Raw genomic sequence first — 13967 nt, 5'->3', positions numbered from 1 at the left:
CAGGTGCAAAATAAGTAGACACTAATTACCGGCGTTCGATGCGGCGCCGGCCATGTGCCCTGGTCTGGGCGCGGGCACGGAAGCCCGACCAGTGAAGCTCGACATGACCGCCCGGGTGTGCATCCGAACGACCTCTGCGAACGATCCGCCAGCCAGCCCCATTGAGAGCCCGTAGGGGGATCCCCGCTGGGACACCGGCCTGGCGCCGCACCTCTATGGCTGGCTGACCCTCGTTCCTCACATGGCCCAGAGGGCTTGGGTGGGTGACATTCGGGCGGCGCGGATGGCGGGCAGGAGCCCGGCGGCGGCGCCGATCGCGAGGGCGGAGGCCAGGCCGCCGGCCCAGCCGAGCGGAGGGATCACGGTGGCCCAGTGTTGGGTGTGGGCGTAGACGGCGGTCGCTGCTGCCCCGAGGGCGACGCCGACGGCGCCGCCCAGCAACGCCAGCAGCATGGCCTCGGTGAGGAACTGGATGCGGATGTGTCCCTTGGTGGCGCCCAGGGCGCGGCGCAGCCCGACCTCGGAGCGGCGTTCGAGCACGGAGATGAGCATGACGTTGCCGACGCCGATGGCGCCGACGAGCAGGGAGACTGCGCCGAGGCCGAGGAACAGGCTGTTGAGCGCACCCTTGACGGCGGCGCGGGCGACCAGCGCGTCCGAGGGCTGGCCGACGGCGACCTCGCCGGGGTTCTCCGGGTTGGCGGTGCGCCCGAGCAGGTCGTGGACGGCGGTGACCTGGTCGGTGTTCGCGCGCAGGTAGATCTGTGAGGGGTGCTCGTCGAAGCTGAGGTACTTCTTCGCTGCGGGGAAGCCGATGAGCACGGCCGAGTCGATCTCGGGGGTGAGCACGGCGGGCTCGAGGACGCCGGCCAGGTAGAACCATCGCCCGGAGGATGGAGTGGGGCCGACCCAGATCCGCTCGCCCTGGTAGATCCGGTCGACGCCCAGCCGGGAGGCGGCGGCAGCGCCGAGCACGGCCACCGGCTGGTGGGCGGTGGCCGCATTGAGGTAGCGGCCCGTGGCCACCGAGGTGCCCACGGTGTGGAGCAGTCCGAGGCTGCTCGCCTGCACCGATAGGGCGTTGGTGTTGATGCCGGGGATCAGCGGGCTGCGGAACGCGTTCATGCCGTCGATCGAGGCGGTGTACTCCACCGACTCGACAGCCCCGATGCGGGCGATCATGTCGGGTGCGGCGATCGGGAGTTCGGCGGTGCCCGCACTCAGCGTCTGTCCGTTGGCGACGGTGAGCAGGTTGGTGCCCAGCTGGTCGATCTCGTGCAGCAGCCCGGCCTGCGAGGACGAGGAGAGCCCGAGCACGGCGACAATGGCGGCTACCCCGATCGTGATGCCCAGCGCGGAGAGCGCCGAGCGGACCTTGCGGGTGCGCATGCCCATGGCCGACAGTCGGGCCAGATCGGTGGGCCGCAGCCGGTGCGTGATCAGCTCGGTGCTCATGCACGTGCTCCTGTTCGGACCGGGGGGTGTGCGGAGTCGGCCACGATGTGCCCGTCGAGCATCTCGACACGACGCTGCATCCGCGCCGCGATGCGCGCGTCGTGGGTGATGACCACGATGGTGGTGCCGGCCGCGTTGAGCTCCTCGAGCAGGGTGACGATCGACTCCCCGGTGGCTGAGTCGAGGTTGCCGGTGGGTTCGTCGGCCAGCACGATCGCCGGCTGGCCGACGAGGGCCCGGGCGATCGCCACCCGCTGCCGCTGGCCGCCGGAGAGCTGGGTGGGGCGCGCCGAGGAGCGGTCGGCCAGGCCGACGGCGGCCAGTGCGGCCAGCGCCTGCTCCCGGCGTTCGACGGCGGGTACGCCGGCATAGAGCAGCCCGTCGGCAACGTTGTCGAGCAAGGTGGCGTGCTCGGTCAGGAAGAACTGCTGGAAGACGAACCCGACCCAGCTGGCGCGCAGCGCGGCCAGCTGCCGATCGGACAGGCCGGCCACATCGAAACCGGTGATCTTGACGGTGCCACTGGTGGGCCGGTCCAGGCTGCCCATGATGTGCAGCAGCGTGCTCTTGCCCGAGCCGGACGGTCCGATCACCGCCACCAACTCGCCGGCGGTCACGGTCAGGCTGACGTGCCGAAGCGCGGTCACTGGCGGCACACTGGGATAGGTCTTGGTCACGCCGTCGAGCTCCAGCACCACCAGGTCACTCATTGCCGGGCACCACCACACGCTGTCCGGCCGCCAGACCGGACCCGGACACCTGCACCATGCCTGCCACGTCGTCGAACAGCCCCGGGGTGAGTGGTACCTGGTGGTGGGTGCCGTCACTGTCGACGACCTCGACTGCGTATCCGCCGGGAGAGCGGGCGAGCAGTGCGGTCACGTTCACCGCCAGCACGTGGTGCACGGTGTGTTGGGTGATCGTCACCGTCACCGGCGCCTGGTCCAGGCTTGCGATGGCCCGCGGGTGGGTCGGTTCGATGTCCACCGGCACCGTCGGGGTGGAGCCGCCTTGGCCGCCCTGGTCGCCCGTCGGGATGGTGGCGACCTTGCCGACCGAGGCGACCTTGCCGGGCGTCGTAGTCCCATCCGGGAGGGTGATCGTGACCTGGCTGCCGGCCTTGACCTCCGACTGCAGGTCCGCCGCCAGAGCGACGGTGATGGTCGGTGTCGTCGAGCTCGCCTGCAGTACCGGCCCGGTTGCAGGAGCCCCGAGACCAGCCTGCAGCGAGGTCACCCGGGCGGCGGTCGGCAGGAACACCACGTCACCCAGCGACAGTTTCCCGGTCTGCGCCACGCCGAGGTGGTCATGCAGCTTCTCCACGCCGAGCCTGGTGGCCCAGTTGAACATCTCCCAGTCCGAGTCCACATACGCCGTGTCCACAAGTCCCAGTGCGACGAGGTCGTGGTTGAGCTGGGCCACGTCCGCACCGGTCCTGGCCGCTGTGGTCGAGCCGAGGGCCAGGTCACGGTACGCCGGAATGGACCCGTAGAGCAGGACCACCGGTGACTGGTCCACCCGGAAGAGCACCTGGCCCTGGTGGATGACCTGTCCCGTCGTCGGCAGCCAGGTCACCAGGCCGGATGTCTGGCCCAGCACCGAGTAGGAGCCGGTGTACCCCAGGGTGCCGTTGAGCTGCATCCGCTGCGACAATGACCGGCGTACGACGATCGACAGCGACGTCGCCGAGCCGCTGTTGCTCGACGTGTTCCTGTTCCTGTTCCCGCCACCGCCGAGCACTCCGCTGGCCACGACGGCCCCCGCCGCGATTAGCACCAGCACCACGGCACCGATCATCCAATGGCGCCGGCTGCGCCTGGCAACTGAGCCGGCCAGATCGGCACGGTCGCTGGTGGCCGTCGTGCTCGCGGTGTTCGTTGTCCCGGCGCTCATCGCGTCTCCTTGACCTCTCGTTCCGCGTCACGTCGTACGGCACCCGGCGGTCACCTTGCTGTCGGGGTCGGGGAGTTGGTCACGAGCCTTGATTTCGTCCCCGACATGCACTGGGCGAACCGCCGCATGCCGCTCATCGCCCGCTGTATGACTGCCCTTCCTCAGCCCGCCGCTGCCCGGGAGCAGGGGTGCGCAGGCATGTCCGGGCCGTCTCGTACCGGGAGTCGCTGACACCGAATTGCTCCGCAGTCTCCTTCGGGATCGTCCCGTTGCTGTTGGGGTCGGGGAAGCTCGGTACGCCATCGGAGCGCAGGCAGGCCGAGTAGGCGACCGCTGACGGGGAGCCCGTCGAGGTTTCGGCGCTCGGTGAGCCGCCGGAACCTGACGACGCCGGGCTGCCGCCGCAGGCCGCGGCCAGCAGGGCCACGACGACCAGCGCAGCCGGGATTCGGGGCGCCGGGAGAGACGCCGGCCATGCCCGGCCTACGAGGTGGATGCGCGTGGTGAACATCAGTCGGGCCGCCCGTAATGGTGGCAGCCGTCGTCGCCGATGCCGTTGCACAAAAAGGCTCCGTCCTCGCCCGGAGCGGGGTGCAGAAGGTGTGAGCATGCACCAGACGTGGTGTCGATCCGCTGCGTATCAGGGTTGATCTGGCCGCGAAGATCGAAGACAGGCTGCCCATCGTTGTCGGTGCTGGGGTCGGGCCAGTTCGACACCCCGTGCGAGCGCATGCACTGGGCGAAATCCCGCATGCCGTCCAGCGTCTGCTGCACCTGGGCGTCGGATGGCTGGAGCAGATAGGCGCAGGCGCCCTGAGCCTGCTGGAATCGGGAAGTGCTGACCCCGAGTTGCTGCGGGCCAACCTTGGGAATCGCTCCGCTGCTGTCGGGATCCGGGAAGCTCGACACGCCGCGAGAACGCATGCAGGCCGAGAAGGCGAGTGGGCTGGGCGATGCTGAGCCGCTCGCCGACCCTTCCGCTCCCTGTGGATCGCCGGAACCGGACGACGACGGGCCGCCGCCGCAGGCTGCGGTCAGCAGGACCACGGCGATCAGGACCGCAGACCTTCGCGCAGTCCACCGGGGCCGGCGTACGACGCGGTCGTTCATCATGTCCTCCCCAGCGGCTGTCATGGGAGCGGTAGCCCGTGGAACCCGGTCTGGTTGACGCAGGTCTGGACCTTGGCCAGGATCGCCGCCGAGTGATGGTCGATGCCGGCTTGTTCGTAGGGGAAGTGCGGGAGCGCCTGGGGCCCGTGCCCAGGGGCCACGAACAGGATCGGGTCCGGCCAGTTGGGCTCGCCATGGGTGCGCAGGCACTGGGCCAGGGTCCGGAGACCGCTCATCCACTGCTGCACCACGGCCTGTGAACAGGTCCCGGCCATCGCGCACTGTGTCTCCTGTTGTTGCTCCTGGGTCGACCCCGTGTTCGGGAGCAGGGGCAGGCAGGCCTGCCGGGCCCGGTTGTACAGGGCGGTGCTGACGCCGAGCTGTTGCGGGTCGGCCTTGACGACGGCCTGCCCGTTGCCGCTGGGGTCGGGGAAGTTCGGGACGCCGTGCGAGCGCATACAGGCGGAGTAGGCGACTGCGGACGCAGAGCCCGCTGACGCTCCCGCACTGGGCGAGATGCCACCGCCACATGACGTGCCGAGCAGGGCGACGGCGACTAGCGCTGCCGAGAGCCGGGCCGCCTGGAGTGACCGGCGCACGGCGGTCGTGACGTCCATCTTGTCCTCCTGCGGGGTCATCGGGACCAGGTGTAGCGCGAAGCCCATGACACGAGCCGAACAGTGGTTGTTAGGCGGATGTCATCCGAGCGGGCGCAGAATGTGAGGGTGCGAGTGTTGGTCGTGGAGGACCACGTTGCGCTGGCCAACCGCATCGGCGAAGGCCTGCGTGACGCGGGTTTCGCCGTGGACGTGGTCTGCGACGGAGCCGCCGCCCTGGAGAGCACGACGAGCACTGCCTACGACGTCGTCGTACTCGATCGCGACCTGCCGCGCGTGCACGGCGACCGGGTCTGCCGGCAGCTGGGGCGCGACGGCTCACCCAGCCGGATCCTGATGCTCACTGCGGCCGCCGACGTCGAGGATCGGGTCGACGGGCTGGAGCTGGGCGCGGACGACTACCTCGGCAAGCCGTTCGCCTTCGGTGAGCTGGTCGCGCGCATCCGTGCCCTGGGCCGGCGCGGACCCGGCTCGCCCGCGGTCGTGCAGCGCGGCGACCTGGTGGTCGACCGCGCGCGGCATCGCGCCAGCCGGGCCGGCATCCCGCTGACCCTGACCCGGAAGGAGTTCGGCGTGCTGGAGTGCCTGGCCAACGCGGACGGCGCCGTGGTCAGCGCCGAGGAGCTGCTGGAGCACGTGTGGGACGAGTACGCGGACCCGTTCAGCAACACGGTCGCGGTGACTGTCGGGCGGTTGCGGCGCAAGCTCGGCGACCCGCCGCTGATCGAGACCGTCGTCGGCGTCGGCTACCGACTGTGAGCATCCACCTCAGCGCCCGGGCGCGGCTGACGCTGGTCTACACGTCATTGTTCGCGGCGGGAGGGGCCGCGCTGGTGTTGATCACCTATTTGCTGGTCGCACACAGCCAGCAGGACACGACGGCCGTCGGCACCCCGCCGCCGACGACGGAAACGATCCGGACGTGCGTCGAGGAGGCACAGGCCAGGGGCGACCTCGACCCCAAGGGCGAGTGCGCGAAGCTGTATTCCAGCGGCGTCCAGGCTGGAGCCGCCGCCCAGCGCAGTACGACGCTCACCCACCTGCTCGCCTATTCGCTGGTCGGCCTGGTCGCGGTCACCCTGCTCGCCGCGGTCGCGGGCTGGATCGTCGCCGGGCGAATCCTGCGGCCCGTCCACCGACTAACCGCAGCGGCCCGCGCGGCCAGTGAGCAGAACCTGTCCCAACGCATCGCTTTGCAGGGCCCCCGCGACGAGCTGCGCGAGCTCGCCGACACCTTCGACTCGATGCTCGAGCGGCTCGACCGCGCGTTCAACAGTCAGCGCCAGTTCATCGCCAACGCAAGCCATGAGCTTCGCACGCCGATGACCGTCATGCGCACCGCGATCGACGTCGTCCTCGCCAAGCCGGAACCCACGTGCGACGAGCTGGTGTCCATGGCCGCCGACGTTCGCCAGGCCGTCGATCACGCCGAGCGGCTCATCGAGGCACTGCTGGTACTCGCGCGCAACGATCAGGCGCGCACCCTCACCGATCCCCTGGATCTAGCCGCCGTCGCCGAAGACGCACTCGAGGGACGCAACGCCAACGGCATCACAACAACCACCACGCTCGATGAAGCCCCGGTGACCGGCGACGGAGTGCTGCTCGAACGGCTCGTCATCAACCTCCTCGACAACGCCGAGCGCTACAACATCGCGGGCGGCACCGTCGAGATCTCGACGACCACCCACGACGCGACATCCGTCCTGCGCGTAGTCAATACCGGAGAGGTGGTCCCCGCCGAGATGGTCGAACGCCTCTTCCAGCCGTTCACCCGGCTCGACGACCGCACCCGCCACGACGGCTTCGGACTCGGTCTCACCCTCGTCTCATCCATCGCCGCGGTGCACGGCGGCACCGTCGACGCAACCGCCGTGCCTACCGGTGGGCTGGACATCAGCGTCCGCCTCCCGCGACGCCATCACGCCGCAGCGTCGCCTGCCACCTGAACACCCGCGCCCCCGCCACCTTCGCCGCCAAGGCCGGCGCGGCATACCCAGAGTGCACTGGCGCACCTCCTTGTCTTGTCGGTGCCCCACGTGCTGGTGATGTATCCGCCGACGATCTGGCCCGTCTGCGCCTGGCGAGCCTGGCGGTGGCTGTTGTCTAGCACGAGCGCCGAGCCTGCCGCCACGCACGGTAGCGGGCGGTGATGAGCATGCGATTGATGCGGGTCTCGGCCGTTATGTCGTGTGCCGGGTTTCGGCCGCAGGGGCCATGCGGTCCATATGCAGACCTTGTCGGCTCATCTGATGTCTGGCTTGGACACCAACGAGGCGAGGTGTTGCCGGAGGGAGGCCCGGATGCACGCTGGTGGCGTAACCCCAGGCTACGAATGGAGGCAGCGTTGACCACGGCCAGGAAGGTACTGCTGGAGCAATTCCCGACTCGTGCAGCCACCTGGACCGAGTGCTCGCAGGCATCCGGGACGAGGAGTTCTTCCGGGCACCTGTCGCCCACTGCTGGACAGTGCACGATCGCTCGGAACGTCGGGCGGCACATGCCGGCGGCGCGGGACGCTGGGTCATCGACTACGAAATCCGGAGCCCTCTCCGCCCCGGTCACCTCCATTGCCTGGCGTACCGTCCACATCGGCGCCGTCAACTACCTCTATTGGGACTACGCGTTCGCCGGACGCTGGGCACCTTCGACGTGGGACATTCGAGGCGGCCCGGCTGCGCCGCAGTCCGCGTCAGCTCGCGCCGCCCTGGGGCGAGGAGGATCGCCGGTCGGCGGAGCACACTCGGCGTTCGCCCGCTGAAGTCTCGCGCCTGGTGCGTCATCGCTCTGGTCGCTGTAGCCGGGCGGATCGGGCAGTTCGCTGGACTGGCCGGTCGTTCCGCGGTCGGCCGGCACTTTGAGCCGCAGCAACGAGCTGGCGCTGAGCTCGGCGGTCGTCAGGTTGATCAGGAATCGAGAAGCGTCGGTCGGTGATCCGCTAGTAGCGTGGCACTACCGGCGCAGCAGCGGTCAGCGATGTGACCGCCTTACCGTGAGGAGACGATGATGAGTCCCAAGGTCCGTAGCCTGGTGATTCCGGTGTCCGATCTGGATGCCGCTAAGGCCGTGTACAGCGCGCTACTGGGCTCGCCGCACACCGACGAGTCGTACTACGTCGGGTACAACATCGACGGCTTCGAGGTCGGTCTCAATCCAGCCGGCGAGGGCGGGGGCCCGGTGGCCTTCGCCGATGTCGAGGATCTCGACGCGGCCCGCGAGACCGTGCTCGCGGCCGGCGCCACCGAGCGCGACGCGCCGCGTCAGGTCGCACCCGGGATGCGCATCTGCGTGCTCGCTGACCCGGACGGCAACCCGATCGGCCTGCGCGGAAAGTAGCCGACATATGGCAGGCCCGCCGCCGTACCGCAGCAGGCGAGGTACGGCGGCTCGTTTGCCGACCCGGCCACCTCTGAACATCAGATCCAACGCCCGAGGAAAGAGCGAGCCCTATGCGGAGTCACCGCCGAGAAGAGCCTGTGGCGAGTACCGGCGATCAGGCTCTGGTGGCCTGGCTGGGCCGACTACAGGATGGGTCCTTCAGCCGGGCCGGCCGGGCGTTGCGCACGGCGTACCCGCCGCAGCGGCGGATGACCGGGTCCGAGCTGGCCGGGTACCTGGAGCGCCGGACCTATGCGCTCGCGTCCTCCACTCGGCCCGACGGCCGTGCACACGCCGCGCCGACGCTGTTCTCCCTGTACGCGGAGGCGTTCTGGCTGCCCACGCTCGGCGGCGCGGCCCGGCTCGGCAACGTCCGGGCTCATCCGTGGCTCGCTCTGTCCATCCTCGAGGGCGAGCACGACACCCATGCCGCGGTGCTCGCCGAGGGTCCGGCCGAGGTGGTGGCGACCGTGCCGGACGAAGTCCGCAGAATCACCGAAGTGCGGAACCGCGGCGGCAGCCTGGACTGGGCAACCGCCTGGCTGCGGATGACCCCGCAGCGGCTCTTCAGCTTCGCCGAGGTCGCCTGGCGCGGCGTGGCCGATACCTCATGAAGCATGCTGATCGGGTCACGAACCATGTCGCCCACGGCTTGACCAGCTCACAGGACACCGTTGCCGCAGCATCAAACCCGCGCCCCGATTGAGGATCCGCACTTGCGATCGTCTCCGTCAGGCCGTCCAGGTCGTCCGGGCGCTGCGCCGAGGATCGGCGCGTTGCTCAGCGTCGTCCGGGGCGAACCCGCGCCGCAGCGACCGCGAACCAACCGCACACCTCGGGCTGACACTCGGCGCGCGGGGTCCATCAGCGGGTACTTGTCACTCGGGGGCCAGGTTCTGGAGTTCTGGGCCGAGTAGGCGCTGCCGGATCGGTCTTTCCGCTGGTGATGATGGATTACCGCAGGCCCGGCCTATGGCGCGCGCTCCGGCGGGCCTTGAAGGTTGACGCGGCGACCGGTCAGGGATTCGATGCGTAGCCGCAGGATCAGCGGTGTGTTGGTCGCCCCGGGGTGCCACGGATGCGCAGCGAGGGAGTCGACCCGGTCCGGCGGGATCTCGCAGAGGTGGCCGATGACCGTGAGGAGCCAGGTCGCCGGCTGCAGGACGCGGCCGGGGTCGATCGCGAACGCGACCAGCTCACGCCGCCTGGCCGCGCGGGTCTTCGCCTCGTCCCTCGTCGTGAACAGGATGCTGTCTCCGTCGAGCATGTACTCGTTAGGTGTTATGGCTGGCAATGCGTGCTCGGTGGTGACCAGGCGTCCGACCCGGGCGGCGGCGAGCAGCCGCCAGCACTCGGCCGGTGGTAGCTCGTCGCTGCCAAGCTCTGCGGCCCGTCGCGCGGCGGGCTCGTTGCCGCTGAAATGCGTGGTCATCGGAGTCTCTCGGTTGAGGCGTTCCTTCTGGACAGGAAACGCCGGATGTATGTGCCGGTCACAGGGCCGAAGGTCCCCGATCAGGGCCTGCGGACGGTGGCTCGACGCCCGTCAGGTTGGGACCTTCGACCCTGGGCGGGTTCCGTACCGCGATGACAGCATCGTCTGTGGTGGCCGGTCGCTTGGCCTTAGGCCCCCGGGATCCCGGAGCCCTCCGAGCGGCTGGCCATCCCAGCCGAAGTTGTCGATAGACCCACGTCCGCGTGCTGCTCGGGTCAGCTCAAGACTCGCTGCCGATTGAAGCATCTGCGGCAGCGCCGAACCAGGTGAACAGCACGCTCCTTGCCGTAGGCACCGGCCCCAGTTACTGGGGCGATCACGGCGTCACTTTCGTGCCCCGGCTGGTTCAGGATCGAGGAGGATGGCACCCTGAACTCGCCGGCAGGCCCGTCAACCCGGAGGCGTCCTGAACGATCGCGCCTTCTTGGGGGTGTCGGACAGCCGGGGCGTGGCGAGACGTCCGCCACGCCCCGGCCCCCATCAGCGCCTCGTCGCCCACTTTTGGTGTGAGGGAGTTTCTCGAGGGGCACCGGGTTGTAAGCGGCTTCGCGCTGGGCATGCGCCGGCCAGGCCGAGTGCAGCCAAGCTCGAAGGCCGGGTCTCGTCCTGGCGTCGGGTACGGCGCTCAGCGCGAAGCACCATGGTTGTGGGGCCGAACTCAGTCCAGCCAATCATCAAGACTTTCCTGCCAATCTTCGCCGCGTATTGCGTCACGATCGCTGACGGCTGGGGTCAGTGCAGGCGGTGGCGGCTGCCCGGACTCCTGACGCGCGCCGCGCTGAGGGTGTTGCCTGTACAAGGCCTGCGCGAAGAGACTGAGATGCACGCGCCCGCTGCAACTCATCGCTCAACGGTCCCCGCCGAGGCGACTGGTGCTACACCCCTGTGAGGGCCGCGGTACCTTCCCGGCCCGCTGGGGGCGTTGTGTTGACCTTCACCACGGCGGCCGCGGCCGACCCGGCGTACATGCTGAGCATGGGGACGCCGGACGCCAGGTCGCCGGGAAACACGTCCCGGTGCCCGCGTAGACCAGCGTGGGCCAGGGGCCTCGTGCGCGACCCACGGGGCATTGCTCACGCCCGCGGAAGAGGTCCCGGGGGTCGTTCGCCAGCCACCCCGCCGCACTCGCCGCGCCGTTACCCGCCGCCAGGCGGATCCAGACCCCGCGAACCGAGTTCCGTCGAGGCCTCCATGCCCAGGCGGCCCTGTACCGCCGAGCCGCCGCAGGTCAGCCCGGCGCCATCGCCGGCCAACGTCAGCCCCATCTGGCTGACAGTGGCACTGCTGTGGATCGTCAGCGCCACCCTTCCTGCTGATCATCGACGCTGCGGGTCTCGTGGAAGGACCAGCCCTTTACGGGCAGAGGTTTCGACACGACGGTTCCCGGCCCCAGGCGCGCGGCCGGGAACCGTCTGAGGCCGCCGATAGAGGTCGGCGGCGCCGATCTTCTCGTACCCACCCTCGCGCGACCGGACACATCAGCCGGGGGTTCTGCGATCGTCGGCCGCCCGGGGGTTGAGAAGCGGGGCTGGTGGGCACGGTGAAGACCAGTGAGGGCGGTCACTGCGAGGGGCGGTGACTTCGGTGGAAGGCCTCAGCGCCGGTCACCGCGGCCTCCATGCGCTCGGGCGGGCCCGGGGCGGCGGTTCGAGGGGGATCGCCAAACGGGCCCGGCCTAGCGCGTCAGTCCAGCGCCCGCTGGCTGGTGATGGCCTGGTTGGCTGGGTCGAGTCGTGCCCTTTCTCGGGCAGCATCTGCCGTAGTGGGAGGTCCAAGAGACAGGCCGCTGCTGGTTCGTCGAGGTCGAGGAGGTTCGCGACGCGCCGGGGTCGCCTCGGCGTGGTCGGGCGCCGTGTACAGCAGGTGGATGACCTCGTGGCGGTGTTCGAACGCGCGGAGCGCCGCCGTGGCCAGTTGCGGTGGCAGGCTCTGCTGGGGCTCGGGCAACGCGGGTGGCATGTCTGTCTAAGGCTCCCGGGCATCCCTTGGTCACACCACTCTTGCTCGCCAGCACCAGACTCGTGCGTCGGCCGCGACGGGGGCCGGCGGGGGATGTCGTTCCGGGTCGTGTTCGCCGCGTCCGGCCGGGGAGAACAGCAACCGCACAGGCTGGTGCTGCAGCCGCGGAGCAGCGCCCGGCTCAGGTCCCCGGCACTGAGCAGCCATGCGCCAGGGACCGCCCGACCTGCAGGTTCCCGACCTGCCGAACACGCAGCGCCGACAGCACTCCGCCGGCCTGAGCCGGGGACAGGCGGCGCGCCGGACCGCCGTTGATCCCGGACGCGATCAGGACTGCGCGGTGGTGTTGAGGACCCGGGGTGCTCGAACAATGTCTACCGTGCGTCGCTGTCAACGAAGTGACCACCGCTGCAGCCGTTGTCTGGCAGCGACTGATCTGATGATCAGCCGTGGACCGACCGCGGCTTCCATCGGCACCGCGGCCAGCCGCAGCTCGGCCTCGATAAGATCGCGCACATCGCGCCGGTCCAGGTCCTCGGCTGCGGTCAAGCGGACGCTGCGCACCGTGTTGCCCTGGCCGCGCAGGATCGACGTCGGGTCCGGCAGCTCCGCCAGCCGTTGCAGGAAGCACAGATTGACGCCCCGCTTCTGCGCGGCGAGCGAGAAGATCGACTGCGACAGCCGGGCCGTCGGGCCGTAGCCGATCACGAGGAAGGTGTAGTCGGCGTACACCAACTCCACCGCATCCGGAAACACCGCCCGCACCTTCGTCCGGCACCTGCGGATCAGGTCCTGTGTGTCGGGCGCGAACTTGTCGATGAATCCGGCCAGGTCGGCTTCGGCCGTCACGGAGCCGACACTACCGCTCCGCGCCGAGATCACGCCCCCACCACGAGGCCGACGCGCTCCCGACTCTTGGATGTTGTTGTCTGGCGTGTAGCGGCGGGTTTCCTGACGTCCCGATCCATCGACGTCCGAACGGACGAGTCGCCCCCAGCGGGTCGCGCCGTGAAGGACCCGGCGGCGGGGGGGTAGCGCCAGGCCAGGTCCTTCGGCTTGTCCGCAGGTAACTAGACTATTCCGGTACGCGCTCGTCCGGTACCCCGCGGCGGATCAGCGATGCGCACCCGGAACTCGACCGTATCCCCGGTGGACGTCTCACCGTGCTACCGAAGCGGCCGGCCAAGCAGAGGCCTAAAGGCTACGACTCCTGACCCACGACTTGAGCCACCGCACAGCAGCGAATGGTTCCGACCCCGGCCGATTAGCCTGCAATTAGCGTTAGTGCAGATTGCACCTGAACGTGAGGCGGGTTATCGGATTGCCGACCCACTGCGATTCAGACAGTTCGGCCGCCTGTCTGCTGCTCTCTCCGGAGCGCATCCAGCCAGGCCGCCAGACTCTCAAGGTCGCTGACATGATCCTTTCCCACGGAGATCTGCCGGGTCCGGCGCTGGGTGGCCGGCGCGACGGTGACGAACCCGAACCACTCACGGGAGGCGTCTACTGGGCGACGTGGATCGGACGGGCGCAGGCGCAGCGAGTTGGGGCCCTTGACGATCTTGATGTCCTCCCAACCGAGACGTTTCCGGCCGAGAGACACACCGATATTGTCGACCACGAGCACCGGCTGGCCCAAGAGGGAGATCCGCGCGTACGTCCAGACATACGCGATGAAGGCCGGGGCCGCCACCACGCAGAACAGTGGCCACCACAGCCAGTTCTGCGTACCGAGGGCGGCCGCTACGACCGCACCGACCTGATTCGCCCACAGGAGACCGGAGAGCAGCGTCTTCAGCGCAGTGATCCTTCGCCGCGGTGGGCCGCGCACCTCGCCTGTCTTGGCAAGCTCTGCCGCCCAGTAGGCCGCTCCAGCTTCACTCGCCACACCCACTCCGCCCCCAGGTGCCACGGAAGTCCTGATTGTTCGGGCCTTTTCTGTGCAGATGGTAGAGGAGCCCGCATCGTTCCAACGGCCAGCAGCGCCACGGCCCGGCGGCTGATCAGAAGGCAGAGATCAGCCCTGCTATCGGCGCTGCCGAGCTAGTCGCCGTAGGCAACGA

General features: G+C 69.3%; 14 protein-coding genes. 4 read left to right on the top strand and 10 right to left on the bottom strand.

All coding sequences use genetic code 11. The features are described 5' to 3' along the window. Positions 1-237: 237 nt before the first annotated feature. The 6 genes from ACXC9Q_RS30400 to ACXC9Q_RS30375 all read right to left on the bottom strand — a co-directional run bounded on the left by ACXC9Q_RS30400 (position 238) and on the right by ACXC9Q_RS30375 (position 5123). Positions 238-1455 (bottom strand): ABC transporter permease, encoded by a 1218-nt coding sequence (locus tag ACXC9Q_RS30400; protein ID WP_457060058.1) that lies wholly within the window; start codon positions 1453-1455, stop codon positions 238-240. Continuing rightward, complete coding sequence (locus ACXC9Q_RS30395) at positions 1452-2165, bottom strand: ABC transporter ATP-binding protein (RefSeq protein ID WP_457060057.1); 714 nt, start codon at positions 2163-2165, stop codon at positions 1452-1454. Before ACXC9Q_RS30395 ends, ACXC9Q_RS30400 begins: the two co-directional genes overlap by 4 nt. Continuing rightward, positions 2158-3348 carry an efflux RND transporter periplasmic adaptor subunit gene (locus tag ACXC9Q_RS30390; RefSeq protein WP_457060056.1) on the bottom strand — a complete coding sequence of 397 codons (1191 nt, stop codon included), beginning with the start codon at positions 3346-3348 and terminating at the stop codon, positions 2158-2160. Before ACXC9Q_RS30390 ends, ACXC9Q_RS30395 begins: the two co-directional genes overlap by 8 nt. Positions 3349-3481: 133 nt before the next feature. After that, positions 3482-3859: a hypothetical protein gene (locus ACXC9Q_RS30385; protein WP_457060055.1), complete on the bottom strand. Its 378-nt coding sequence runs from the start codon at positions 3857-3859 to the stop codon at positions 3482-3484. Further along, positions 3859-4458 carry a hypothetical protein gene (locus ACXC9Q_RS30380; protein WP_457060054.1) on the bottom strand — a complete coding sequence of 200 codons (600 nt, stop codon included), beginning with the start codon at positions 4456-4458 and terminating at the stop codon, positions 3859-3861. The genes ACXC9Q_RS30385 and ACXC9Q_RS30380 overlap by 1 nt, the downstream gene beginning before the upstream one ends. Before the next feature lie 20 nt (positions 4459-4478). After that, complete coding sequence (locus ACXC9Q_RS30375; protein WP_457060053.1) at positions 4479-5123, bottom strand: hypothetical protein; 645 nt, start codon at positions 5121-5123, stop codon at positions 4479-4481. 60 nt (positions 5124-5183) lie between these two features. On the opposite strand from ACXC9Q_RS30375, the gene ACXC9Q_RS30370 reads away from it, so the two are divergent. The 4 genes from ACXC9Q_RS30370 to ACXC9Q_RS30355 all read left to right on the top strand — a co-directional run bounded on the left by ACXC9Q_RS30370 (position 5184) and on the right by ACXC9Q_RS30355 (position 9067). Then, the gene (locus tag ACXC9Q_RS30370; protein ID WP_457060052.1) at positions 5184-5834 is read left to right on the top strand and encodes a response regulator transcription factor; all 651 of its coding nucleotides are present in this window, start codon (positions 5184-5186) and stop codon (positions 5832-5834) included. Then, entirely contained in the window at positions 5831-7024 is a 1194-nt protein-coding gene (locus ACXC9Q_RS30365; protein WP_457060050.1) for a sensor histidine kinase, read from the top strand. Before ACXC9Q_RS30370 ends, ACXC9Q_RS30365 begins: the two co-directional genes overlap by 4 nt. Before the next feature lie 1057 nt (positions 7025-8081). Continuing rightward, a complete protein-coding gene (locus ACXC9Q_RS30360) occupies positions 8082-8411 on the top strand; it encodes a VOC family protein (RefSeq protein WP_457060049.1) in 330 nt (109 codons plus the stop codon). Between the two features lie 140 nt (positions 8412-8551). After that, positions 8552-9067, top strand: coding sequence for a pyridoxamine 5'-phosphate oxidase family protein (locus tag ACXC9Q_RS30355; RefSeq protein ID WP_457060048.1), 516 nt, complete (start codon positions 8552-8554; stop codon positions 9065-9067). Between the two features lie 356 nt (positions 9068-9423). Here the strand turns inward: ACXC9Q_RS30355 and ACXC9Q_RS30350 are convergent, their stop codons facing one another. The 4 genes from ACXC9Q_RS30350 to ACXC9Q_RS30335 all read right to left on the bottom strand — a co-directional run bounded on the left by ACXC9Q_RS30350 (position 9424) and on the right by ACXC9Q_RS30335 (position 13792). After that, the gene (locus ACXC9Q_RS30350; protein WP_457060047.1) at positions 9424-9885 is read right to left on the bottom strand and encodes a pyridoxamine 5'-phosphate oxidase family protein; all 462 of its coding nucleotides are present in this window, start codon (positions 9883-9885) and stop codon (positions 9424-9426) included. Positions 9886-11081: 1196 nt separating this feature from the next. After that, positions 11082-11249 carry a hypothetical protein gene (locus tag ACXC9Q_RS30345; protein ID WP_457060046.1) on the bottom strand — a complete coding sequence of 56 codons (168 nt, stop codon included), beginning with the start codon at positions 11247-11249 and terminating at the stop codon, positions 11082-11084. A gap of 1045 nt (positions 11250-12294) precedes the next feature. Then, a complete protein-coding gene (locus ACXC9Q_RS30340) occupies positions 12295-12753 on the bottom strand; it encodes a DUF1801 domain-containing protein (RefSeq protein ID WP_457060045.1) in 459 nt (152 codons plus the stop codon). A gap of 490 nt (positions 12754-13243) precedes the next feature. Continuing rightward, a complete protein-coding gene (locus ACXC9Q_RS30335) occupies positions 13244-13792 on the bottom strand; it encodes a hypothetical protein (protein WP_457060044.1) in 549 nt (182 codons plus the stop codon). Between the last annotated feature and the right edge of the window lie 175 nt (positions 13793-13967).

The sequence above is a fragment of the Kribbella sp. CWNU-51 genome (assembly GCF_054073265.1).
This window is presented reverse-complemented; position numbering and strand designations above follow the sequence as displayed.